Consider the following 23,301-nt stretch of genomic DNA (forward strand, 5'->3'; position numbering starts at 1 on the left):
GCGCGAGGAGCCGAAGGCGAACTGGCACCGCCTGAACTGGCACCGCCTGAGCGATGAGCGCCGCCCGAAAGTGCCGCGCGGCCGGCGTCCGCGCCGTTGTTAGGGTTCGAGCGTGGCAACTAGCTCCTCCGGGCCCTCCAGCCTGCTCAGTGCGGTGATTTGGGGCCTGCTCGGCGTGATACTGGGCGGCGGAATGCTGATGGCGGGCCTGAACGGCGTGGTCGGGGACGGCCCCCCGACCTGCGGCGGGCAGACCATGGAGCGCGGCGACGAATGCGTCGGCACCAAATCCGGCCGGCGTGACTACGACGAGGTGAAGCGCAGTGACCGCACCTCCGGGTACTTTCTGACCGGGTTCGGCCTGCTGATCGGGCTTGGCGGCGTGGTGGTGCTGGCCTCGGGGATCCGGGATCGTCACCTGGTCACGGTCACCGACGACGCGCTGCTCGGCGCCGGCGAGGTGGCGCGGTTCACCGGCCTGCCGGGCACCGTCACCGAGTCGCACGGCGCGGTCCTCTTCGACGACACCGAGGGGCTCGACGACCCGGAACTGGTGTCGGTCTACAGCCACGCCCAGGTACGGGCCTTCCAGCGGCCCGGGATGGCCGCGGTCCGCACGCGCACGCTGCGCGAGGAGCCCGAGGGCCAGCTGCGCCGCGCGGTCAGCGTGGCCGTCGTCGGCTACACCAAAGAGGCCCAGGCCCAAGCGGTGTTCGCGGAACTGGGCCGGCAGTGGAGCGCCGCGCCCGGGCGAACGCTGGGGGTGCGCCGCGGGGCGGAGCACATCCGCAGCACCGTCGGCACGCTGTTTGCCAGCGCCGACACCCTGGTGATCAGCCGGCAGCAGGAGGACGGTGACGGCTGGACCGGTTGGCACGCCGTCGCGCGCTGGAACAACGTGCTCGTGGAGGTGCAGGCGAACGGCTATTGGGAGCAGCCCGGGCCGACCGCCGACCTGCTGGACGCCGCGGTCGCCAAGCTCAGCAAGGGGGCGCCGCGCCCGGCCACCCGCACGCTGCTCCCGGTTGAGTCACCGGACTGGTCGGCCGAGGCCCTGGAGGCGCTGCTGCTGCCCGATACCCGGGTTGGTGAGCTGCTGCGGGCCCCCGCCCTGGCCCGGGAATCGGTCCGCACCAGCCTGTACGACGACGCGTCGGCGGTGCACGACGGGGCTTTTCTGGGTAGCTATGCGCTGACCCAGAAGTCGGTGTTCGACGGAAGCGGCTGGCAGGCGATGCGCGGCCGGGTGCTGCACGACGCCGACGGCGGCCCGGTCGTGCGGGCGATTCAGGCCGTTGTGCTGATGCCCAGCGCGCAGGCGGCCGGCGCGCTGCTGGCCGCGCAGGCCCCGCTGTGGCAGCGGCAGGCCGGCGCCATGATGTCCTTCAGCTCCGGGGAACAGCGGGTGGTCAACAGCTATGGCCCGCTGGTCAACACCGGCGACATGCTGGCGATCAACCGGTTCGAGGAGGGCGGCAACGGCTGGGTCACCCAGCGCGCGATGACCGCGGTGGGCCGGATCATCGTGGACACCCAGGTCGCCGGCCGCCCGGCCGCGCCGACGCTGGCGGTGCAACTGGCCGACGCGATCGCGGCCGGGGTGCCCGGCGCCGGAGGGCGCCGCGGGACCCGCGACCCGCTGGCGCTGCAGCCCGCGCCGGTCGAGGTGGCCGCGGCCGAGGCGCTGCTGCCCACCGCCGAGCGCGCTGCCGCGCTCACCGGGACGCCCGGACTGGTGCTCGACGCACCGGTGACCGCGCTCTACGACGACTCCGCGCAGCTGCCCGCCGGCGAGCCGCTGGATCCGTGGGCGCTCGCGCAGCTGCCGGTGTACACCGGCACCGGCTATCTCGCGGTGCGCACCCACAAGCTGTCGGTCCCGGTCGACGGCGGCGGCACGCACCTGCTGTTCGGGTCGGTGATCGTGTTCGCCACCCCGGCCGCGGCGGCCGCCGCGCTGGCCGCGCAGCGGCCGAACTGGCGGGGTGCGGTCGGCCGGCTGGTCACCACCGGCGACGATGCGGGGGAGTACACCTGGGTGTACGGCGAGTTGGCCGAGGCCCCGGACGCCCTGGCGCTGACGCACTTCCAGGAGGGGGCCGACGGCTGGGGGGTGCAGCGGGCGGTGCGGCTGGCCGGCAACGTGCTGATCGAGGCGCAGGCCTCCGGCCGCTGGGCTGCCGGGGTGGCCGGGCGGTTCGCCGCGGCGATCGCCGCCGGGGTGCCCGCCGCGGCAGCCGCCCCGGCCCCCGCACCGGCACCGCGGCCGCCGGGGCCGCCGCCGCCGTCGTTCGACTACGGGGTGCAGCTGCTGTTCGACACCACCGGCCTGGACCGCGGCCCGGACGGCTGGGTGAATCCGGGTACCGGCGACGACTTCCGGATCGCCGAGCTGGCCGGCAACGCCACCTCGGTGCCGCTGGCCCGGCTCGACGAGCTGCGCCGCTCGCTGACCACCGATCTGGCCGGCGAGGCCTGCCTGATCGAGGCGAACGTGGTGGCGGTGGACGGGCTGCCCGCGCTGCAGTACCTGATCAAGGCGCCCAATCCGCGCACCGGCCGCGGGGTGGTCTACCTGGTGGCCAACATCGTGCCGCGGGAGGGCAAGTGGCTGCAGCTCAACGGCATCTTCCCGGAGGGCGCCGACACCGGGATGCGTGAGGCCGCGGTGGCCGCCGAGGTCGGGCCGGCCGGCATGTATCCGCCGCACCCCTATGTTCCCGGGGTGCGCCCGGTGCTGCCGTACTCGATCGCCGACGACCGCCGCTACGACGGCCGGTTCCCGGATCACCCGGTGAGCCGGGCCCGGCGCTGGGCCGCCGCGGTGCCGCCCACCATCCGGCTGGCGCCGGCCTTCGCGGCGCTGCCGCCGGCCTACCCGGAGGACCGCCGGTGACCGATTCGCCACCGCTGCTGCCGTCGGCGGCGGAGATCGCCGAGCTGCTGGGGGTGCCCGCGCTCACCGCGGTGGCCTTCGCGCCCTACGATCCGTCCGCCGAGCTGGAGGCCGGGGAGAGTCAGGGGGCCTACCTGGCCGCCCAGGAAAAGGTGTACGCCGGTACCGGATTCCAGGTGTGGGTGGTGGAAAAATTCGCCGACACCGCCGTCGGCACGCCGGGGCTGTTCGTCACCCAGGCGGTGTTCGCCTACCCGAACCCCGCCGACGCCGAACGGGTCTTCGCCGAGCAGGGCCGACAGTGGCGGGCCAGTTCCGGCCGGGTGCTCACCGTCACCGCGGGCAACGGCACGCAGTATCGGCACAGCTACGGGCCGCTGACCGAACTGGCCCGCGCGCTGGCGATCAACCGGCACCAGCTGGACGCGCCGGGCTGGGTCTCCCAGCGCGCGCTGGCCATCCTCGGGCACTGCCTGATCGACATTCAGATCACCGGCAGCAATGTGGCCAACCCGGAGTCCGCGCTCGATCTGGCCGCGGTGATCGGCAACCGGATCCCCGCCGCTGCCCCGCAGGCAGCGCCCCCGCCGCCGCCCCCGGCGCCACCACCCCCGCCGCCACCGCCGCCGGCCCCGCCGGCGCCCGCGCTGGACTCGCTGCTGCTGTCCGTCGATCGGATCGCCGCGATCGTCGGGCTGACCGGCCTGGACCCGCAGCAGGTGGCGACCACGCTCTACCACGACGGCAACGCGGCACCCGCGGGCGAGCCGGTCGGCCCCTACCTGATCGGCCAGCGCGGCGCATACGCCGAGACCGGCTGGATCAGCGCGCGGATGCAGAGCGTGCGCCAGCTCGTCGACGGCAAGGCCGACCAGAAGATCTTTCAGGGCCTGGTCGGCTATCCCAGCGCGGCCGCGGCCGCCGCCGCGTTCGCCGAACAGGCCCGGCAGTGGCAGGCCAGCGCCGGGCGGACCGTCACCGTCACCGGGTCGGCCGAGTCGACCTACCTGTGCACCTTCGGCGAGCTGACCAACACCGGCGACGCCCTGGCGATGACCCGCCACTACGCCGACGGCACCGGCTGGACGGTCCAGCGCGCCCTCGGGCAGTGCGGCAGCACCCTGGTCGACGTGCAGGTGTCCGGCCGCTGGAAGGACGCCACGGTGGCCGCCGACCTCCTCGATGCCCTCATCGCCGGCATTCCCGGCGCCCCGCTGCGCAGCCCGACCCGCGACCTGCTGGCCGCCGCGCCCGCCCCGGCCGCCGCGCCGGTGTCCGCCCCGGCCCCGGCCGAGCCACCGCTGCTGCCGCCCCAGCGGGTCGCCGCGGTGACCGGACTGCCCGAGCTGGAGGTCGACTGGACCGGGACCGCGCTGTTCGACGACTCGACGACGCTGGCCGTCGGGGAGAGCATCGGCGCCTTCGCGATCGGCCAGAAGCACGCCTACGCCGGCAGCGGCTGGATCTCGGCGCGCCTGCAGACCCTCAAGCACGTCGTCGACGGCAGCACCGAGGCCTTTGCCTACCAATCGGTGATCGGCTACCTCTCGCCGGAGGCGGCGGCCGCGGCGTTCGCCGAGCAGGCCCGGCAGTGGCGGGCCAGCGCCGGGCGCAGCATCGAGGTGCACCGCGCCGACAGTCCCTACCGGTGCCGCTACGGCGCGGTGTACGCCACCGACGACACGCTGGCCATCACCCGCCTGGAAGAGGGCGGCAACGGGTGGGGGGTGCAGCGGGCGCTGGCGGTGGTCGGCAACGAGATCATCGACGTCCAGGTCAGCGGCCGGTCGCCGAACCCGGCCCGGGCGGTGGACCTGCTCGACGCCATCGTGGCCGGCATGCCCGGCGGCGGCTCGCGCCCGCCGACCCGCGACCGGCTGCCCGCGCAACCGCCGTCGCCGGTGCCGCTGGCCGACCTGGACGCTCTGCTGCCGGCGCCGGAGCCGCTGGCCGCCGTCGTCGGGGTGCCGCAGCTGGTCCAGACCAACTCCTACACCAGCATGTACGACGACGCCGACCTGCTCGAATCCGGTGTCAGCGCCGGGGCGTTCGGCGTCGCCGAGCGGGCCGCGTACCTCGGCAGCGGCTGGCTGCGGACCCGGATCGTCCGAATGGTCGACGACCCGGCCAACGCCGCGCATCGGGTGGTGCAGGCGGTGGTGCTGCTGCCCTCGCCGGAGGCCGCGACCGCGGTGTTCGCCGAACAGGCCCGGCAGTGGCAGGCCGCCGCGGGCAGCACGATCAGCGTCGCTCAGCAGAATGCGCCGTATCGCTGCGTGTACGGGCCGCTGACCGATCTGGGCGTCGCGATCGCCATCACCCGGTTCACCGAGGGCGGTGGCGGGTGGTGCGTGCAGCGGGCGCTGACGGTGCGCGGCAACGTCGTCGTCGACGTGCAGTGCGCCTCCGGACGCGACGGCGACATCGCCCTGCGGGTCGCCCAGGCGATCGCCGACGCGGTGCCCGCCACCGTCCGCGGCTGAGCCCGCGCCCGGCGATACCCACCAACCTGCACGGCGGCGGAGGTCCCGCATTAGGCTGGCCGGTGAGCAGTACCCCCGGAACATCTCGTAGTCGTGGATCAAAGAGGAGACACCAGTGACCATCCGCGTAGGCGTTAACGGCTTCGGCCGCATCGGACGCAACTTCTTCCGCGCCCTGGACGCGCAGAAGGCCGCCGGCAAGAACGCCGACATCGAGATCGTCGCGGTCAACGACCTGACCGACAACGCCGCGCTGGCGCACCTGCTGAAGTTCGACTCGATCCTGGGCCGGCTGCCCTACGAGGTCAGCCTGGAGGGCGACGACACCATCGTGGTGGGCGATCACAAGATCAAGGCGCTGGCGATCAAGGAGGGCCCGGCGGCGCTGCCGTGGGGTGACCTGGGCGTCGACGTCGTCGTCGAGTCGACCGGCATCTTCACCAAGCGGGACAAGGCGCAGGGCCACCTCGACGCCGGCGCCAAGAAGGTCATCATCTCCGCGCCCGCCAGCGACGAGGACATCACCATCGTGATGGGCGTCAACGACGACAAGTACGACGGCAGCCAGAACATCATCTCCAACGCCTCCTGCACCACCAACTGCCTCGGGCCGTTCGCCAAGGTGCTCAACGACGAGTTCGGCATCGTCAAGGGCCTGATGACCACCGTGCACGCCTACACCCAGGACCAGAACCTGCAGGACGGCCCGCACTCGGACCTGCGCCGCGCCCGGGCCGCCGCGCTGAACATCGTCCCGACCTCCACCGGTGCGGCCAAGGCCATCGGCCTGGTGCTGCCCGAGCTCAAGGGCAAGCTGGACGGCTACGCGCTGCGGGTGCCGATCCCCACCGGCTCCTGCACCGACCTGACCGTCGAGCTGAAGAAGGCCGCCACCGCCGCGGAGATCAACGCCGCGATGAAGGCCGCCGCCGACGGCCCGATGAAGGGCATCCTGAAGTACTACGACGCGCCGATCGTCTCGTCGGACATCGTCACCGATCCGCACAGCTCGATCTTCGACGCCGGCCTGACCAAGGTGATCGACAACCAGGCCAAGGTGGTGTCCTGGTACGACAACGAGTGGGGCTACTCCAACCGCCTCGTCGACCTGATCGCGCTGGTCGGCAAGTCGCTCTAAGACGATGACGGTCAAGACTCTCGACGATCTGCTCGCCGAGGGCGTGGCGGGTCGGGGCGTGCTGGTGCGCTCCGACCTCAACGTCCCGCTCGACGACGACGGCACCATCACCGACCCGGGCCGCATCATCGCCTCGCTGCCGACGCTGCGCGCGCTGGCCGAGGCCGGTGCCCGGGTGGTGGTGACCGCGCACCTGGGTCGCCCCAAGGGCGCCCCGGACCCGAAGTTCTCGCTGGCCCCGGTGGCCGCCGAGCTCTCCGAGCGGCTCGGCCGGCACGTGGCGCTGGCCGGTGACGTGGTCGGCACCGACGCGCTGGCCCGCGCCGAGGGGCTGACCGACGGCGACATCCTGCTGCTGGAGAACATCCGCTTCGACCCGCGCGAGACCAGCAAGGACCCCGCCGAGCGGGCCGCGCTGGCCGCGGAGCTGGCCGAGCTGGTCGACACCCCGGGCGGGCCGTCGGCGGCGTTCGTCTCCGACGGGTTCGGGGTGGTGCACCGCGAGCAGGCGTCGGTCTACGACGTCGCCAAGCTGCTGCCGCCTTACGCGGGCACCCTGGTGGCCGCCGAGGTGGAGGTGCTGCGCCAGCTCACCACCGGCGGTGAGCGCCCCTACGCGGTGGTGCTGGGCGGGTCCAAGGTGTCGGACAAGCTGGCCGTCATCGAGAACCTGGCCGGCAAGGCCGACAGCATCATCATCGGCGGGGGCATGTGCTTCACCTTTCTTGCCGCGCAAGGGCTTTCGGTCGGCACCTCGCTGCTGCAGGAGGAGATGATCGACACCTGCCGCAAGCTGCTGGAGGATTACGGCGACGTCATCCACCTGCCGGTCGACATCGTGGCGGCCGACGCGTTCGCCGCCGACGCCGCCGCCGCGACGGTCGCCGTCGACGCGATCCCGGCTGACCGGATGGGCCTGGACGTCGGCCCGGAATCGGTGAAGCGGTTCGCCGCGCTGCTGTCCAACGCCAAGACCATCTTCTGGAACGGCCCGATGGGCGTGTTCGAGTTCCCGGCGTTCGCCGCGGGCACCGGGGGAGTGGCCGAGGCGATCATCGGCGCCACCGCCAAGGGCGCGTTCAGCGTCGTCGGCGGCGGCGACTCGGCCGCCGCGGTCCGCACCCTGGGCCTGGCCGAGGACGGCTTCAGCCACATCTCCACCGGCGGCGGTGCGTCGCTGGAATACCTGGAGGGCAAGACCCTGCCGGGCATCGCCGTGCTCGACGATGCCGCCGCCCCGCAAGATTAGGAGCACGCCGTGTCCCGGAAACCGCTGATTGCCGGCAACTGGAAGATGAACCTCAACCACTTCGAGGCCATCGCCCTGGTGCAGAAGATCGCCTTCGCGCTGCCGGAGAAGTACTTCGACCGCGTCGATGTCACCGTCATTCCGCCGTTCACCGACCTGCGCAGCGTGCAGACCCTGGTCGACGGCGACAAGCTTCGGCTGACCTACGGCGCCCAGGACGTGTCCCGGCACGACGCCGGCGCCTACACCGGCGAGATCAGCGGCGCGTTCCTGGCGAAGCTGGGTGCCACCTTCGCCGTCGTCGGGCACTCCGAGCGGCGCACCTACCACGGTGAGGACGACGCGCTGGTCGCCGCCAAGGCCGCCGCCGCGCTCAAGCACGGGCTGACCCCGATCATCTGCATCGGTGAGGGCCTGGACGTGCGGGAGGCCGGCGACCACGTGGCCTACAACGTGGCGCAGCTGCGCGGCTCGCTGGCCGGGCTGTCCAACGACCAGATCGCCGCCTCGGTGATCGCCTACGAGCCGGTCTGGGCGATCGGCACCGGCCGGGTGGCCAGCGCGGCCGACGCCCAGGAGGTCTGCGGGGCGATCCGTGCCGAACTCGCCGCCATCGCCACCCCGGCGGTCGCCGAGTCGGTGCGGGTGCTCTACGGCGGCTCGGTCAACGCCAAGAACATCGGCGAGCTGATCGCCCGCGACGACATCGACGGCGCGCTGGTCGGCGGGGCGTCGCTGGACGGCGAGCAGTTCGCCCAGCTCTCGGCGATCGCCGCGGGCGGCCCGCTGCTGTAGGGCGATTCGGGAATCACCGCGGCGCACCGGTAGGCTGATCGGCATGCTTATGGCCCTGCAGATCCTGCTCGTGGTGACCAGCGTGCTGGTGTGCCTGCTGGTGCTGCTGCACCGCGCCAAGGGCGGTGGCCTGTCCACCCTGTTCGGTGGCGGCGTGCAGTCCAGCCTGTCCGGATCGACCGTCGTGGAGAAGAACCTCGACCGGCTGACCTACTTCGTCATCGGCATCTGGATCGTCTCCATCGTGGCCGTCGGGCTGGGCATCAAGTACGGCGCATAGCGCGCGAGCCGGCGCCCGGGCGTCGATACTGGTCCCATGGCAGCGCCCCGGGACGCCGATCCAGACACCGCACTTGCGCCCATCGGTGACGTGCACCGGACCCAGTCCGGCCGGGACGCCACCGAGCCGATGCGGGCGGACATCCGGCTGCTCGGCGGCATCCTCGGCGACACCATCCGCGAGCAGAACGGCGAGGCGGTGTTCGACCTGGTCGAACGGGCCCGCACCGAGGCCTTCCGGGTGCGCCGCTCCGAGATCGACCGCGCCGAAATGGCCGCGCTGTTCGACGGCCTGGACACCGCGGGCGCCATCCCGGTGATCCGGGCGTTCACCAACTTCGCGCTGCTGGCCAACGTCGCCGAGGACATCCACCGGGAACGCCGCCGCGCCATCCACATCGCCGCCGGCCGGCCGCCCCAGGACAGCAGCCTGGCCGCCAGCTACGCCAAGCTCGACGCCGCCGACGTCGGCGCCGAGCTGGTCGGCGAGCGGCTGGCCGGGGCGCTGGTCGCGCCGGTGATCACCGCGCACCCCACCGAAACCCGCCGGCGCACCGTCTTCGAGACCCAGAACCGGATCACCGAGCTGATGCGCGCCCGGGTCCCCGGCGGCACCCGCACCACCGACGGCACCGACGTCGAGCCGGCGCTGCGCAGGCACGTGCTGCGACTGTGGCAGACCGCGCTGATCCGGCTGTCCCGGCTGCGCATCATCGACGAGATCGAATCCGGGCTGCGCTACTACCCGGCGGCGTTCTTCGAGGTGATCCCGGCGGTCAACACCGAGGTCCGGGCGGCGCTGCGGGCCCGCTGGCCCGGCACTGACCTGCTGGCCGAGCCGATCCTGCGGCCCGGCTCGTGGATCGGCGGGGACCGCGACGGCAACCCGAACGTCACCGCCGAGGTGGTCCGGCAGGCCACCGGGCGGGCCGCCTGCACCGCGTTCGAGCACTACCTGGCCGAGCTGACCGTGCTGGAGATCGAGCTGCCGCTGTCGGCCCGGCTGGTCACCGTCAGCGCCGAACTCGACGCGCTGGCCGGGCAGGTCGACCAGCCGCTGCGCGCCGACGAGCCGTACCGCCGCGCGGTGCGGGTCATCCACGGCCGGCTCACCGCGACCGCCGCGGCGATCCTGGACGAGCGCCCGGCGAACCTGCGCGAGCTGGGGCTGCCGGCCTACCACCGCGCCGGTGAACTGCTCGCCGACCTCGACATCGTCGATGACTCGCTGCGCGGGCACGGCGACGCGCTGCTGGCCGACGACCGGCTGGCCCGGCTGCGCGAAGCCGTGCGCACCTTCGGATTCCAGCTCTGCGGGCTGGACATGCGGCAGAACTCCGAGTCCCACGAGCAGGTGGTCGCCGAGCTGCTGGCCTACGCCGGGGTGCACCCGGACTACCGGGGCCTGGATGAGGACCGCCGGGTCGCGCTGCTGACCGCCGAGCTGTCCACCCGCCGGCCGCTGACCCGCCCCGGCGACGGGCTCTCGGAGCTGGCCCGCAAGGAGCTGGGCGTGCTGGCCGCGGCCGCCGAGGCGGTCCGCCGCTACGGCCCCGACACCGTGCCGAACTACATCATCTCGATGTGCCAGTCGGTGTCGGACCTGCTGGAGGCGGCGCTGCTGCTCAAGGAGGCCGGCCTGCTGGACGCCTCCGGCGAGCGGCCGCACGCCCCGGTCGGCATCGTGCCGCTGTTCGAGACCATCGAGGACCTGCAGGCCGGCGCGTCGATCATGGCCGCCGCGCTGGACCTGCCGCTGTACCGGCGGATCGTCGCGGCCCGCGGCGATCGCCAGGAGGTGATGCTCGGCTACTCCGACTCCAACAAGGACGGCGGCTACCTGGCCGCCAACTGGGCGCTGTACCGCGCCGAGCTGGACCTGGTGGAGATGGCCCAGCACACCGGCATCCGGCTGCGGCTGTTCCACGGCCGCGGCGGCACCGTCGGGCGCGGCGGCGGCCCCAGCTACGACGCCATCCTGGCCCAGCCGCCCGGCGCGGTGCGCGGCTCGCTGCGGCTGACCGAGCAAGGCGAGGTGATCGCCGCCAAGTACGCCGAGCCGAAGATGGCCCGGCGCAACCTGGAGACCCTGGTGGCCGCCACCCTGGAGTCCACCCTGCTGGACGTGGAGGGCCTGGGCGCCGGCGCCGAGGCCGCCTACGCGGTCCTCGACGACCTGGCCGCCCGGGCCCGGGACTGCTACGCCGACCTGGTGCACCGCACCCCCGGATTCGTCGAGTACTTCCAGACCTCCACCCCGGTCGGCGAGATCGGCGCGCTGAACATCGGCAGCAGGCCGACCGCGCGCAAACAGACCACCGCGGTCTCCGACCTGCGGGCGATCCCCTGGGTGCTGGCCTGGAGCCAGTCCCGGGTGATGCTGCCGGGCTGGTACGGCACCGGCACCGCGTTCGCCGACTACCTCGCCGAGGGCACCGCACGCGGCGAGGACCGGCTGGCGGTGCTCGCCGAGCTGTACCGGCGCTGGCCGTTTTTCACCACGGTGCTCTCGAACATGGCCCAGGTGCTGGCGAAGTCCGACATGGGCCTGGCCGCCCGCTACGCCGAGCTGGTCGAGGACCCGGCGCTGCGCGAGCGGGTGTTCGGCAAGATCGTCGCCGAGCACGACCGCTGCATCGCCATGTACCAGGCCATCACCGGCCACGACGACCTGCTGGCCGACAACCCGGCGCTGGCCCGCTCGGTGTTCAACCGGTTCCCCTACCTGGAGCCGCTGAACCACCTGCAGGTCGAGCTGCTGCGCCGCTACCGGCGCGGCGACGACGACGAGCTGGTGCAGCGCGGCATCCTGATGACGATGAGCGGGCTGGCCACCGCGCTGCGCAACAGTGGTTAGCCGATCACCGCGTCGTACAGCGCGCTGAACCGGGCCAGCAACTCGGCGTAGTAGGGCGCCTCGGCCGGGTCGCCGACGATCGGATCGCCGGTCGGGATCACCGCGGCCGGCCGGTCCGGGGCCAGCACCGACAGCGCCAGCACCGCCGCCCCGCGCATCGTCACCCGCTTGACGTCGACCACCCGCACCGGGAAACCGAGCGCGTGCGCGACCACCCGCATCAGGCCGGGGTAGTGGCCGGTCACCCCGCCGGAGGCGATCACCGTCCGCAGCGCCGGATCGACCCGGCGCAACTCGGCGAAGACCCGGGCGTAGCTGACCGCCACCCCCTCGGCGGTACCGCGCCACAGGTCGCTCGGCGTCGTCGAGGAGGACACCCCGGTGATCACCGCCCGGGCGTTGCCGGCCCAGCCGGTCGCCCGTTCCCCGGTCAGAAACGGCAGCACCAGCGGCACATTCGGGCGGGCCGGGGACATCAGGGCGGCGTTGATCTGCGCGGCGGTCAGCGGCGCGACGGTGTCCTGCAACCACAGCATCGCCCGGCCGACGTCGTTGAGCGCGCCGCCGACGATGGACTGCGACCGGGACACCGAGTACGCCCACAGCCCCGGCGGCAGCACCGCCGGGGTGCCTGCAACGACGACCCGGATCGCCCCCGAGGTCGCCGCGGACAGCGCGGCCGTCGCCGGGTCGTGGGCACCGACACCGAAGTTGGAGGCCAGCCCGTCGGGAATGGCCGGGAACCAGGCCGCGCCGGCCAGCGCCGGCCAGCGCCGCGCGACCCGCGGTGACACCGCGGTGATCGGCCGGTCCGGGTCGATGATCGGGGCGAACTGCCCGGCGCGCACCCCGGTGACCGACAGCAGCTCCTCGTCGAGGGCTCCGGTGTGCCGGTTCAGCAGGCCCGCCCAGGCCATCGTCGAGGTCGCGGCGCCGGTGATCCCGGCCAGCCGGGCGTAGACATACTCGCCGAGGGAGACCAGCGCCGCGGTCCGGGCCAGCAGCTCCGGGTGGGTCTCGCGCAGCCACAGCAGCCGCGCCGGGTGGTAGCTGGTGTGCAGCCGGGTCCCGGTGCGCTGGTGCACCTCGGCCTCGTCGAGGCGGTCGCGCAGCCGGGCCAGCGCGCCGGCCGAGCGGGCGTCGGCGTAGCTGAAGCACGGGGTCAGCGCGTCGCCGGCGGCGTCAACGCAGACCAGCGAGGAGGCGAAGGTGTCCATCGCCACCCCGGCGATGGCCCCCGGTTCGATGCCCGCGACGGCGGCGGTCAACACCGCGGCCACCTCCCGGGCCACCTGGTCGGCGTCGATCTCGGCGGTGCCGTCGGCCCGCTCGGTGAACCGGTGCTCGGCGGTGTGAGTCCGGGACTTGATCGGCCGGGCGTGCGCGTCGTAGAGGCAGCAGCGGGTCGAGCCGGAGCCGATGTCGATGGCCACCACGAACGGGGTCACGGCCTCGGGCAGCGGCACCGATCGGGCCTGCGGAACGCTGGTGGCGGTCATCGCGATCGATGCTAGGGCGACGGCGCGGTGCCCGCGCCGGTTTTCCCCCCCGTCGCCCCGCGGTCGTCCGTAGGGTGAGCCGATGGACTACCCGCTGCTGGCCGAGGCGGCCGCGCCCGCGGCAGGCACCACCCAGCTGGTGGTCGCCGCCGTCGTGTCGATCGTGCTGATCGTGGTGTTGATCATCTGGGCCAGGATGCACCCGTTCTTCGCGCTGATGCTCGGCTCGGCAACGATGGCGGTCGCGGCGAACATCGGGTTCGAGGACTCCTTCGCGTCGTTCAGCACCGGTCTCGGCGCCACCGTCGGCGGCGTCGGGGTGCTGATCGTGCTGGGCGCGGTGATCGGCCGCTTCCTCACCGAATCCGGTGGCGCCGACCAGATCGTCGACACCATCTTGGCCAAGACACCGGCCCGGCGGCTGCCCTGGGCGATGGCGTTTGCCGCGTTCATCATCGGCATCCCGCTGTTCTTCGAAGTCGGGGTGGTGCTGCTGATCCCGATCGTGATGCTGGTGGCCAAGCGGGCCAAGCTGCCGGTCATCCTGGTCGGCATCCCGGCGCTGGCCGGCCTGTCCGCGCTGCACGGCCTGGTGCCCCCGCACCCGGGTCCGCTGATCGCGATCGACGCGCTGGGCGCCAACCTCGGCCTGACCCTGGCGCTCGGTCTGGCGGTGGCGGTGCCGACGGTGATCGTGGCGGGCCCGCTGCTGGCCCGGCCGATGGCCGCCTGGGTGCCGATCGCGGCGCCGGAGAAGCTGCTCGGCCCGGCCGACCGGGAACACCCCGGCCGGCGGCCGTCCTTCGCGATCGCCCTGTCGGTGGTGCTGCTGCCGGTGCTGCTGATGCTGATGATGACCGCGGTGGAGGCCACCGGCCTGGACGGCACCCCGGTCGGTGCGGTGCTGGTCTTCATCGGCACGCCGCTGCAGGCCCTGCTGATCACCGCGCTGTACGCGATGTGGGCGCTGGGCCTGGCGCTGGGCCGGTCGGCCGGGGAGGTCGCCGACGAGACCGGCGCGGCGTTCGCGCCGATCGCCTCGATCCTGCTGATCGTGGGCGCCGGCGGCGGGTTCAAGACCACCCTGGTGGACTCCGGGGTCGGCGAGGTCATCGGTACCGGCATCGCCGGCTCGGGCATGCCGCTGCTGCTGGCCGGCTGGCTGGTCGCGGTGGTGATCCGGATCGCCACCGGTTCGGCGACGGTCGCCACCATCACCGCCGCGGGCATCATGACCCCGCTGGTCGGCGAGCTGACCGGCAGCCACGTCGCGCTGATGGTGCTGGCCATCGGCGCCGGATCGGTGTTCCTGTCGCACGTCAACGACGCGGGCTTCTGGCTGGTCAAGGAGTACTTCGGGATGACCGTCGGGCAGACCTTCAAGACCTGGTCGCTGATGGAATGCGCGGTCTCGGTGGTGGGCCTGGCCGGGGTGCTGGGGCTGAGCCTGGTGGTGTGAGCCGGCGCTCAGATACCGGTGCGGCTGCGCACCGCGTTGATCGCGCCGCGCACCGCGTTCTCGGTCGCCGCGATCGGTGTCACCGCGACCTCACCCAGCCCGAGCAGCTTGTCCACCCGGTCGACGACGGCGTTGAGCCGGTCGCCGACCTCGATCAACTGCCCGGCGAGGGTGTCCAGGCTGCCGATGGTGTCGTTGAGCCGGGCCAGGGTGGCGTCCAGGTTCCCGATCGAGGTGTTGAGGTCGCTGAGCGTCGGGCGCAGCGAGCTGATCACCCCGTCGAGCTGGCCGACGGTCTGGTCGGCGTTCATCGCGGCCTGGGCCAGATTCCGCAGCCGCTGCTGGGTCGGGCGGGTGCCCCGGGAGCTCTTGTCCACCATGGGGTTAATTAAACCCCGCCGCGGGGCGCCGACGACAGACCCGAGGCGGCCGCGTCGTCGAGCAGCCAGAGGGTGCGCTCGGATCCGATCGCACCGGCCGCCGGAATGTCGGTCGGGGCGGCGCCGGCCAGCGCGGCGGCCACCGCGGCGGCCTTCTCCGCGCCGGCCACCACCAGCCACACCTGCCGCGAGCGGCGCACCGCCGGCAGCGTCAGGGTGAGCCGGTGCGGCGGCGGCTTCGGGGAATCCGGCACACCGACCACGAACCTGGCCGCCTCCCGGACCGCGGGGGTGTCCGGGAACAGCGAGTTGATGTGGCCCTCGCCGCCCATCCCGAGCAGGTGCACGTCGAATTCCGGGGTCGGGGCGCCGGCCGGTGCCAGTGTGCCCAGGGTCAGCTCATAGGCCGCGGCCGCGGCATCCAGGTCGTCGCCGTACTGGCCGTCGGAGGCCGGCATCGGGTGCACGTTGGATTCCGGGATGCCGACCCGGTTCAGCAGCGCCGCGCCGGCCTGCTTGGCGTTGCGGTCGTCGTCGTCGGCCGGCACGTAGCGGTCATCGCCCCAGTACAGCTGCACCGCCGCCCAATCGATGTCACCGGCGCGCGCGCCGACCCGCTCCAGCAGCCGGATCCCGGTGCCGCCGCCGGTCAGCACGATGTGCGCGGCGCCGCGGGCGGCGACGGCGTCGTTGATGGCCGCGACCAGCCGGTCCCCGGCGGCGGCGACCAGGGCATCCGGATCGGCGAAGGTGACGACCTCGGGGCCGGTGGCGGTCATGGGTACTCCACGTGGTCCAGGCCCCGCAGGGCCTCCAGATAGATGTCGTCGGCGGTGAACCGGCGCAGATCCTCGGCCAGGCAGTCCGGGGTGCCGCGGTAGGTCAGCGGCAGGTGCGCGTCGGGCCGGCCGGTGCGCGACAGGGTGGCGGTCACCCCGTCCTGCGGGCGGCTCAGCGTGATGGTCTCGGTGTCGCGGACCAGTTCCACCCGCGGATGATCGGCCACCTCGCGGCGCACCGGGCAGCCCAGCCGGGCGGCCAGCCAGCCGGCCAGCAGGTCCAGCGCCGGTTCGGCGGCCCGGCCGGCCACCCGCGCCGACCGGATCGGCTGCTCGCAGTCCTGGTCGACGGCCGAGGTCAGCAGCGCCCGCCAGTAGGTGATCCGGGCCCAGCCCAGGTCGGTGTCCCCGGCGGTGTAGCCGGCCAGCCGGCCGCGCAGCGCGGCCAGCGGATCCGGCGAGCCGGTGGCGTCGGTGATCCGGCGCACCGCCAGCCGGCCCAGCGGGTGCTCCGCCGGCCGGTCGGGGTCGGTGTCCGGCCACCAGGTCACCACCGGGGTGTCGGGCAGCAGGAACGGGGTGACGACGGCCTCGGCGTGCTCGGCCAGCGGGCCGGACAGTCGCAGCACCACCACCTCGCCGGCGCCGGCGTCCTGGCCGACCCGGATCTGGGCGTCCAGCCGCGGCTCGGCGGCCGCGCGGTCGGCCGGGCCGACCACGATCACCCGGCAGGGATGCTCGTGGCTGGCGAAGTTGGCCGCGGCGATGGCCTCCTCCACCGCGGTGTCGGCGTCCGGGGCGATCACCAGGGTCAGCACCCGCCCCATGGTCAGCACGCCCTGCTCCTCGCGCAGCCGGACCAGGCGGCGGTTGACGTCGTTGGTGGTGGTCGCCGGCAGGTCGATGATCATGGCCGCCGCCATTCCCGGCCGGTGCGGGCCAGCATCGCCACCGCCGAGGCCGGGCCCCAGCCGCCGGCCTGGTAGGGGTCGGGCCGACCGCCGGCGGCGTCCGCCTCGGCCCAGTGCGCCAGCACCGGATCGAGGATCCGCCAGGACAGCTCCACCTCCCGGTTCACCGGGAACAGCGACGGCTCGCCGAGCAGCATGTCCAGGATCAGCCGTTCGTAGGCCTCCGGGGATTCCTCGGCGAACGCCGCGCCGTAGGAGAAGTCCATGTTCACGTCGCGGACCTCCATCAGGTGACCGGGCACCTTCGAACCGAACCGCAGGGTGATGCCCTCGTCCGGCTGCACCCGGATGACCAGGGCGTTCTTCCCGATGTCGGTGTCGACCAGGGAATCAAAGGGCAGGTGCGGGGCGCGCTTGAAGACCAGCGCGATCTCGGTGACCCGCCGGCCCAGCCGCTTGCCGGTGCGCAGGTAGAACGGCACCCCGGCCCACCGCCGGGTGTTCACCTCCAGCGCGATCGCGGCGAACGTCTCGGTGGTCGAGGTGGCCGAGAAGCCGTCCTCGGCCAGCAGCCCGACCACCGGCCGGCCGCCCTGCCAGCCGGCGGTGTACTGGCCGCGGGCACTGTTGTCGGCCAGCGGCTCGATCAGCCGGGCCGCCGAGAGCACCTTGATCTTCTCGGTCTGCAGCGCGCCGGGGGAGAAGCTGACCGGCTCCTCCATCGCGGTCAGCGCCAGCAGCTGCAGCAGATGGTTCTGGATCACGTCGCGGGCCGCGCCGATGCCGTCGTAGTAGCCGGCCCGGCCGTCCAGGCCGATGTCCTCGGCCATGGTGATCTGCACGTGGTCGATGTGGTTGGCGTTCCACACCGGCTCGAACAGCTGGTTGGCGAACCGCAGCGCCAGCAGGTTCTGCACGGTTTCCTTGCCCAGGTAGTGGTCGATGCGGAACACCGACGACTCCGGGAACACCGCGTTGAGCACCCCGTTGAGCGATTCCGCGCTGGCCAGGTCGTGCCCGAACGGCTTCTCGATCACCACCCGGCTCCAGCCCGGGCCGTCCCCGCCGGCCAGCCCGGAGGCCGACAGCTTCTCGCAGACCAGCGGGAACGCCGACGGCGGGATGGACAGGTAGAACGCGTGGTTGCCGCCGGTGCCCCGCTCGGTGTCCAGCGCGGCCAGGGTGTCGGTCAGCCGGTCATAGCCGGCGTCCTCGGCGAAGCTGCCGGAGACGAACCGGAACCCCTCGGCCAGCCGCTCCCAGGCCTCCTGCCGGAACGGGGTGCGGGCGTGCGCGGTGACGGCGTCGTGCGCGAACTGGGTGAAGTCGGCGTCCGACCAGTCCCGGCGGGCGAAGCCGACCAGCCCGAACCCGGGCGGCAGCAGCCCGCGGTTGGCCAGGTCGTAGATCGCCGGCAGCAGCTTCTTGCGGGACAGGTCGCCGGTCACCCCGAAGATGACCGCCGCACACGGCCCCGCGATCAGCGGCATCCGGGTGTCCCGGGGGTCGCGCAGCGGGTTAGCCACGGCCGGTCAGCGCTTCTGGTCCAGCTGGCCGGCCACCGCGCCGATCAGCTCCTCCCAGGCTTTCTCGAACTTCGCCACGCCCTCGGTCTCCAGCAGCGCGAACACCTCCGGCAGGTCGATGCCCGCGGCGGTCAGCGCCTCGAACACCGCGGCCGCCTCGGCCTCGGTGCCGGTGACGGTGTCGCCGCGGATCTCGCCGTGGTCGGCGACGGCCTGCAGGGTCTGCTCCGGCAGGGTGTTGACGGTGTTGGCGGCCACCAGTTCGGTGACGTACAGGGTGTCGGGGTAGTCGGGGTTCTTCACCCCGGTCGAGGCCCACAGCGGGCGCTGCAGCTGGGCGCCGTCGGCGGCCAGCGCGGCGAACCGCGCCCCGCCCTCGAACACCTCGCGGTAGGCGCCGTAGGCCAGCCGGGCGTTGGCCACCCCGGCCTGACCGCGCAGGCCGAGCGCGGTCTCGCCGCCCAGGCGCTGCAGCCGGGCGTCGATCTCGGTGTCCACCCGGGACACGAAGAACGACGCCACCGAGAAGATCCGGGCCAGGTCGTGGCCGGCCGCGCGGGCGGCCTCCAGGCCGGCCAGGTAGGCGTCCATCACCGCGCGGTGCCGCTGCACGGAGAAGATCAGCGTCACGTTCACCGAGATGCCCTCGGCGATCACCGCGGTGATCGCCGGCAGCCCGGCCAGGGTGGCCGGGATCTTGATCATCAGGTTCGGCCGGTCCACGATCTTCCACAGCTCGATGGCCTGCAGCACCGTCTTGTCGGTGTCGTTGGCCAGCCGCGGGTCCACCTCGATGGACACCCGGCCGTCGGCGCCGCCGGAGCGCTGATACACGGGCGTCAGCAGGTCACACGCGTTGCGGACGTCGTCGGTGGTGACGGTGCGGATGGTGGCGTCGACGTCGGCGCCGCGGCCGGCCAGCTCACTGATCTGCGCGTCGTAGGCATCGCCGGTGGTCAGCGCGGCCTGAAAGATCGACGGGTTGGTGGTCACCCCGACCACGCTGCGGGTGTCGATCAGCTCGGTCAGGTTGCCGGTCTGCAGCCGCTGGCGGGACAGGTCGTCGAGCCACACCGAGACCCCGGCGTTCGACAGGGCGGCCAGGTTCGGGTTCTGCGTCATGGGCGGGCCTTTCCGATACTGCGCTGCGCGGCGGCGGTGACGGCCTCGACGGTGAAGCCGAATTTCTCGAAGAGCACGGCGTCGGACGCCGAGGCGCCGTAGTGCTCGATGGAGACGATCTCGCCGGCGTCGCCGACGAAGCGGTACCAGGGCATCGCGATGCCGGCCTCGACGACCACCCGGGCGGTCACCGACGGCGGCAGCACCGCGTCGCGGTAGGACGCGGGCTGGGCGTCGAACCACTCCACACACGGCATCGAGACGACGGCGGCGCGCACCCCGGCGTCGGCCAGCGCGGCGCGCGCGGCCAGCGCCAGCTGCACCTCCGAGCCGGTGGCGATGAGCAGCACGTCGGCGTCGGCCGGGTCGCCGGCCAGCGGGTAGCCGCCGCGGGCCACCCCGGCGGCGTCGGTGCCCTCCAGCACCGGCACGCCCTGACGGGTCAGGATCAGCCCGGCCGGGCCGGAGCCGCCGGTGCGTTCCAGCACCGCCTTCCAGGCCGCCGCGGTCTCGTTGGCGTCGGCCGGGCGGATGACGGCCAGGCCCGGGATGGCGCGCAGCGCGGCCAGGTGCTCGATCGGCTGGTGGGTCGGGCCGTCCTCGCCCAGGCCGATCGAATCGTGGGTCCACACGTAGATCGGGTCGATGTCCATCAGCGCGGCCAGCCGGACCGCCGGGCGCATGTAGTCGGCGAACTGCAGGAAGGTGCCGCCGTACGGGCGGGTCGGGCCGTGCAGCACGATGCCGGACAGGATCGCCGCCATGGCGTGCTCGCGGATGCCGAAGTGCAGCGTCCGGCCGTACCAGTCGGCATTCCAGGTGTCTGTCGAAATGGCCGGCGGGCCAAAGGATTTGGCGCCCTTGATGGTGGTGTTGTTGCTGCCGGCCAGGTCGGCGGAGCCGCCCCACAGCTCGGGCAGCACCGGCCCGATCGCGGCAAGCACCGCGCCGGAGGCGGCGCGGGTGGCCGGCCCCTTGGCGGTGGGCTCCCAGCTCGGCAGGGCCGTTGCCCAGTCCTCGGGCAGGGCGCCGGAGGTCAGCCGGTCCAGCAGCGCCCGGCGCTGCGGTTCGCGGGCCGCCCAGGCGTCGAAGTCGGCCTGCCAGGCCGCGCGGGCGGCCCGGCCGCGCTCGCGCAGCGCCCGGGTGTGGCCGATCACGTCCTCGGCGACGGCGAAGGACCGCTCGGGGTCGAAGCCCAGCGCCGCCTTGGTGGCGGCCACCTCGTCGGCGCCGAGTGCCGAGCCGTGAATGCCGCCGGTGTTCATCTTGGTCGGGGCCGGGTAGCCGATGATGGTGCGCAGCGCGATGAACGACGGCCGGTCGGTGACCGCCTTGGCCGCGGCGATCGCCGCCTCGATCCCGCTGATGTTCTCCCCGCCGTCGACCTGCTGCACGTGCCAGCCGTAGGCGCGGTAGCGGGCGCACACGTCCTCGGTCAGCGCGATCTCGGTGTCGTCCTCGATGGAGATCTTGTTGTCGTCCCAGAACACCAGCAGGTTGCCCAGCTGCTGGGTCGCGGCCAGCGAGCTGGCCTCGCTGGTGACGCCCTCCTCGATGTCGCCGTCGGAGGCCACCACATAGATGTGGTGGTCGAACGGGCTGGTCCCGGCCGGGGCGTCGGGGTCGAACAGGCCGCGCTCGTAGCGGGCGGCCATCGCCATCCCGACCGCCGAGGCCAGGCCCTGCCCGAGCGGGCCGGTGGTGATCTCCACGCCCTTGGTGTGGCGGTACTCCGGATGCCCGGGGGTCTTGGACCCCCAGGTCCGCAGCGCCTCCAGGTCGGCCAGCTCCAGGCCGAACCCACCGAGGTAGAGCTGCACGTACAGGGTGAGGCTGGAATGTCCGCAGGACAGCACGAACCGGTCGCGGCCGATCCACTCCGGGTCGGCCGGGTCGTGCCGCAGCTGCCGCTGGAACAGCGTGTAGGCCAGCGGGGCCAGGCTCATCGCGGTGCCGGGATGGCCGTTGCCGACCTTTTGCACGGCGTCGGCGGCCAGCAGGCGGGCGGTGTCCACCGCGCGGCTGTCGCGGTCGGTCCAGTCCGCCGGGTGGCAGGGCTGGGTGAGTGCGGCGATTTCCTCCGCAGTGGTCACGGGCGATCTCCTCGTAGGCATGCCGGGTTCGCCCGATCCGGGGCGGGGGCGCTGCAGCCAACCCTAGTTGCCCCGGGCCGCACGTGCATGATGGGAGGCCCGATTCTGCGATGCGGTTAGCCGCTCGAGGGGCTCCGGGTCTACCATTCCCTGTAGTAGACGCTGCGAGGAGTCAATCAAGTGGTGAGAATTCGCGAGGATCAACTCCCGCGGGAAACCGGTGGCCGGATCCGCAACACGCTTCTCGCCTACCTCGGGCTGACCAAGCCCCGGGTGATCGAACTGCTGCTGGTGACGACCATCCCGGCGATGCTGCTGGCCTCCCGCGGCACGGTGGATCCGCTGCTGATCGCCAACACCCTGTTCGGCGGGATGCTGGCCGCCGCGGGCGCCAACACGCTCAACTGCGTGGCCGACGCCGACATCGACAAGGTGATGAAGCGCACCGAGCGCCGGGCGCTGGCCCGGGCGGCGGTGCCGCGCAGTCACGCGCTGATCTTCGGCCTGGTGCTCAGCGTGGCGTCGTTCTTCTGGCTGTGGCAGACCACCAACATGCTCTCGGCGCACCTGGCCGGGCTGACCATCGCGTTCTACGTCTTCATCTACACCCTGCTGCTCAAGCGCCGGACCTCGCAGAACGTGGTGTGGGGCGGGGCGGCCGGCTGCATGCCGGTGATGATCGGCTGGTCGGCGGTCACCGACACCATCTCCTGGCCGGCGCTGGTGATGTTCGCCATCATCTTCTTCTGGACGCCGCCGCACACCTGGGCGCTGGCCATGCGCTACAAGGAGGACTACGCCGCGGCCGGGGTGCCGATGCTGCCGGTGGTGGCCACCGAGGCGCAGGTCACCCGCCAGATCGTCATCTACACCTGGCTGACCGTGATCGCGTCGCTGGCGCTGATCCCGGCCACCGGCTGGCTCTACACGGCGGTCGCGGTGGCCGCCGGCGCCTGGTTCCTGGTGCTGGCCCACCAGCTGCAGGCCGGGGTGCGCCGCGGCGAGCCGGTCAAGCCGCTGCGGCTGTTCCTGCAGTCCAACAACTACCTGGCCGCGGTGTTCGTCGCGCTGGCGGTGGATTCGGCGCTGGACCTGCCGACCCTGCTGAGCCTGTACGCCTCGTAGCATTCGACATTCACGCCCGGGGCGTAAACGTGGGCGTAAACGTGGGCGTAAACGTGGGCGTAAACGTGGGCGTGGCCAAGCAGGCTCGACACGGTCGGTGGGCGGTGTTTGCCGCGGTTTTCGCCCTGGCGGTCGCCGGGTGTTCCTCGTCGGGTGGCACATCGGATTCCGCGGGGCCGGTCATCACCGATCTGACCGCCGCCATGCTGGTCTCCGGGGACGCCTTCCCGCAATTCGCCGGCGGCGAGTTCGAGTCCGACGGTGTGACGACGTTCGACCGGGCGGATCACCCAACCCCGGATGACGACGACGGATGCTCGGCAATGTCCTACCGGGTCACCGGTGAGTCCCACGATGCAGGTGACCAGCGCGGCCGGGTGACGTTGACCAACCCCGACACTGCCGACGAGTACCGGGTGACGACGCTTCGGCTGGGTGAACCGTTCGACGTCCAGCGGTTCGCCGACCAGTGCATGCAAGCAACCAGCGAGCTCATCGACATCGAGGGCATGCCGCCGGGCACGGTGAGCGCCGTCGTTCGAACCAGGTCAGGGAAGTTGCGGGGCTACAACGGGCTGGGCGAGGTCCGTGGCGTGTTGATCACGGTGATCCTGGTGCCCGGGCGCACCGAATCGCTGATCACCCCCGGCGATGTCGCGCAGATCTACCAGGCTCAGGCAGACAAACTGCTGGCAGCCTGAGCCGACGCC

17 protein-coding genes are annotated in these 23,301 nt (G+C 72.8%); 10 read left to right on the plus strand and 7 right to left on the minus strand.

All coding sequences use genetic code 11. The features are described 5' to 3' along the window. Positions 1 to 112: 112 nt before the first annotated feature. From G6N10_RS03045 to ppc, 7 genes are all read left to right on the plus strand, one after another. Complete coding sequence (locus G6N10_RS03045) at positions 113 to 2,896, plus strand: sensor domain-containing protein (protein WP_133055130.1); 2,784 nt, start codon at positions 113 to 115, stop codon at positions 2,894 to 2,896. Further along, positions 2,893 to 5,379 (plus strand): sensor domain-containing protein, encoded by a 2,487-nt coding sequence (locus G6N10_RS03050; protein WP_163742179.1) that lies wholly within the window; start codon positions 2,893 to 2,895, stop codon positions 5,377 to 5,379. Before G6N10_RS03045 ends, G6N10_RS03050 begins: the two co-directional genes overlap by 4 nt. Positions 5,380 to 5,494: 115 nt before the next feature. Next, on the plus strand, positions 5,495 to 6,517 hold the full coding sequence (gene gap / locus G6N10_RS03055) for a type I glyceraldehyde-3-phosphate dehydrogenase (protein ID WP_085101160.1): 1,023 nt from the start codon (positions 5,495 to 5,497) through the stop codon (positions 6,515 to 6,517). 4 nt (positions 6,518 to 6,521) lie between these two features. After that, entirely contained in the window at positions 6,522 to 7,766 is a 1,245-nt protein-coding gene (locus G6N10_RS03060) for a phosphoglycerate kinase (protein WP_085101163.1), read from the plus strand. 9 nt (positions 7,767 to 7,775) lie between these two features. Further along, positions 7,776 to 8,561 carry a triose-phosphate isomerase gene (gene tpiA, locus G6N10_RS03065; protein WP_085101166.1) on the plus strand — a complete coding sequence of 262 codons (786 nt, stop codon included), beginning with the start codon at positions 7,776 to 7,778 and terminating at the stop codon, positions 8,559 to 8,561. Positions 8,562 to 8,604: 43 nt separating this feature from the next. Beyond that, the gene (gene secG, locus G6N10_RS03070; protein ID WP_085101168.1) at positions 8,605 to 8,841 is read left to right on the plus strand and encodes a preprotein translocase subunit SecG; all 237 of its coding nucleotides are present in this window, start codon (positions 8,605 to 8,607) and stop codon (positions 8,839 to 8,841) included. A 36-nt stretch (positions 8,842 to 8,877) separates the two neighbouring features. Continuing rightward, the gene (ppc, locus tag G6N10_RS03075; protein ID WP_085101171.1) at positions 8,878 to 11,697 is read left to right on the plus strand and encodes a phosphoenolpyruvate carboxylase; all 2,820 of its coding nucleotides are present in this window, start codon (positions 8,878 to 8,880) and stop codon (positions 11,695 to 11,697) included. On the opposite strand, the gene G6N10_RS03080 is transcribed toward ppc, so the two are convergent. Further along, complete coding sequence (locus G6N10_RS03080; protein ID WP_085101174.1) at positions 11,694 to 13,196, minus strand: FGGY family carbohydrate kinase; 1,503 nt, start codon at positions 13,194 to 13,196, stop codon at positions 11,694 to 11,696. The two genes, ppc and G6N10_RS03080, sit on opposite strands and share 4 nt — an antisense overlap. Positions 13,197 to 13,278: 82 nt before the next feature. On the opposite strand from G6N10_RS03080, the gene G6N10_RS03085 reads away from it, so the two are divergent. Continuing rightward, the gene (locus G6N10_RS03085; RefSeq protein ID WP_085101177.1) at positions 13,279 to 14,655 is read left to right on the plus strand and encodes a GntT/GntP/DsdX family permease; all 1,377 of its coding nucleotides are present in this window, start codon (positions 13,279 to 13,281) and stop codon (positions 14,653 to 14,655) included. Positions 14,656 to 14,663: 8 nt separating this feature from the next. Here the strand turns inward: G6N10_RS03085 and G6N10_RS03090 are convergent, their stop codons facing one another. From G6N10_RS03090 to tkt, 6 genes are read right to left on the minus strand one after another with little or no spacing between them, the layout of a single operon-like run. Next, the gene (locus G6N10_RS03090) at positions 14,664 to 15,035 is read right to left on the minus strand and encodes an ATPase (protein ID WP_085101180.1); all 372 of its coding nucleotides are present in this window, start codon (positions 15,033 to 15,035) and stop codon (positions 14,664 to 14,666) included. Positions 15,036 to 15,043: 8 nt separating this feature from the next. After that, positions 15,044 to 15,814, minus strand: coding sequence for a 6-phosphogluconolactonase (gene pgl, locus G6N10_RS03095; RefSeq protein WP_085101183.1), 771 nt, complete (start codon positions 15,812 to 15,814; stop codon positions 15,044 to 15,046). After that, complete coding sequence (gene opcA / locus G6N10_RS03100; protein ID WP_085101205.1) at positions 15,811 to 16,725, minus strand: glucose-6-phosphate dehydrogenase assembly protein OpcA; 915 nt, start codon at positions 16,723 to 16,725, stop codon at positions 15,811 to 15,813. The genes pgl and opcA overlap by 4 nt, the downstream gene beginning before the upstream one ends. Then, positions 16,722 to 18,215, minus strand: coding sequence for a glucose-6-phosphate dehydrogenase (gene zwf / locus G6N10_RS03105; protein ID WP_085101202.1), 1,494 nt, complete (start codon positions 18,213 to 18,215; stop codon positions 16,722 to 16,724). Before zwf ends, opcA begins: the two co-directional genes overlap by 4 nt. A gap of 42 nt (positions 18,216 to 18,257) precedes the next feature. Continuing rightward, positions 18,258 to 19,373, minus strand: a complete 1,116-nt coding sequence (tal, locus tag G6N10_RS03110) for a transaldolase (RefSeq protein WP_085101186.1) — start codon at positions 19,371 to 19,373, stop codon at positions 18,258 to 18,260. After that, positions 19,370 to 21,466 (minus strand): transketolase, encoded by a 2,097-nt coding sequence (tkt, locus tag G6N10_RS03115; protein WP_085101189.1) that lies wholly within the window; start codon positions 21,464 to 21,466, stop codon positions 19,370 to 19,372. Before tkt ends, tal begins: the two co-directional genes overlap by 4 nt. Before the next feature lie 183 nt (positions 21,467 to 21,649). Between tkt and G6N10_RS03120 the strand changes: the two genes are divergently transcribed. Beyond that, positions 21,650 to 22,591 carry a heme o synthase gene (locus G6N10_RS03120; RefSeq protein ID WP_085101208.1) on the plus strand — a complete coding sequence of 314 codons (942 nt, stop codon included), beginning with the start codon at positions 21,650 to 21,652 and terminating at the stop codon, positions 22,589 to 22,591. 104 nt (positions 22,592 to 22,695) lie between these two features. Next, on the plus strand, positions 22,696 to 23,292 hold the full coding sequence (locus G6N10_RS03125) for a hypothetical protein (protein WP_085101193.1): 597 nt from the start codon (positions 22,696 to 22,698) through the stop codon (positions 23,290 to 23,292). The last annotated feature ends 9 nt before the right edge of the window (positions 23,293 to 23,301 follow it).

The organism is Mycolicibacterium fallax, assembly GCF_010726955.1.
GTDB classification, from domain to species: Bacteria; Actinomycetota; Actinomycetes; order Mycobacteriales; family Mycobacteriaceae; genus Mycobacterium; species Mycobacterium fallax.

What these genes read in the sequence shown, in the direction of transcription:
- G6N10_RS03080 (WP_085101174.1), bottom strand. Translation starts at nt 13,196, where the DNA reads ATGACCGCCACCAGCGTTCCGCAGGCCCGATCGGTGCCGCTGCCCGAG.
- opcA (WP_085101205.1), bottom strand. Translation starts at nt 16,725, where the DNA reads ATGATCATCGACCTGCCGGCGACCACCACCAACGACGTCAACCGCCGC.
- tal (WP_085101186.1), bottom strand. Translation starts at nt 19,373, where the DNA reads ATGACGCAGAACCCGAACCTGGCCGCCCTGTCGAACGCCGGGGTCTCG.
- G6N10_RS03090 (WP_085101180.1), bottom strand. Translation starts at nt 15,035, where the DNA reads ATGGTGGACAAGAGCTCCCGGGGCACCCGCCCGACCCAGCAGCGGCTG.
- ppc (WP_085101171.1), top strand. Translation starts at nt 8,878, where the DNA reads ATGGCAGCGCCCCGGGACGCCGATCCAGACACCGCACTTGCGCCCATC.
- secG (WP_085101168.1), top strand. Translation starts at nt 8,605, where the DNA reads ATGCTTATGGCCCTGCAGATCCTGCTCGTGGTGACCAGCGTGCTGGTG.
- G6N10_RS03085 (WP_085101177.1), top strand. Translation starts at nt 13,279, where the DNA reads ATGGACTACCCGCTGCTGGCCGAGGCGGCCGCGCCCGCGGCAGGCACC.
- zwf (WP_085101202.1), bottom strand. Translation starts at nt 18,215, where the DNA reads ATGCCGCTGATCGCGGGGCCGTGTGCGGCGGTCATCTTCGGGGTGACC.
- G6N10_RS03060 (WP_085101163.1), top strand. Translation starts at nt 6,522, where the DNA reads ATGACGGTCAAGACTCTCGACGATCTGCTCGCCGAGGGCGTGGCGGGT.
- pgl (WP_085101183.1), bottom strand. Translation starts at nt 15,814, where the DNA reads ATGACCGCCACCGGCCCCGAGGTCGTCACCTTCGCCGATCCGGATGCC.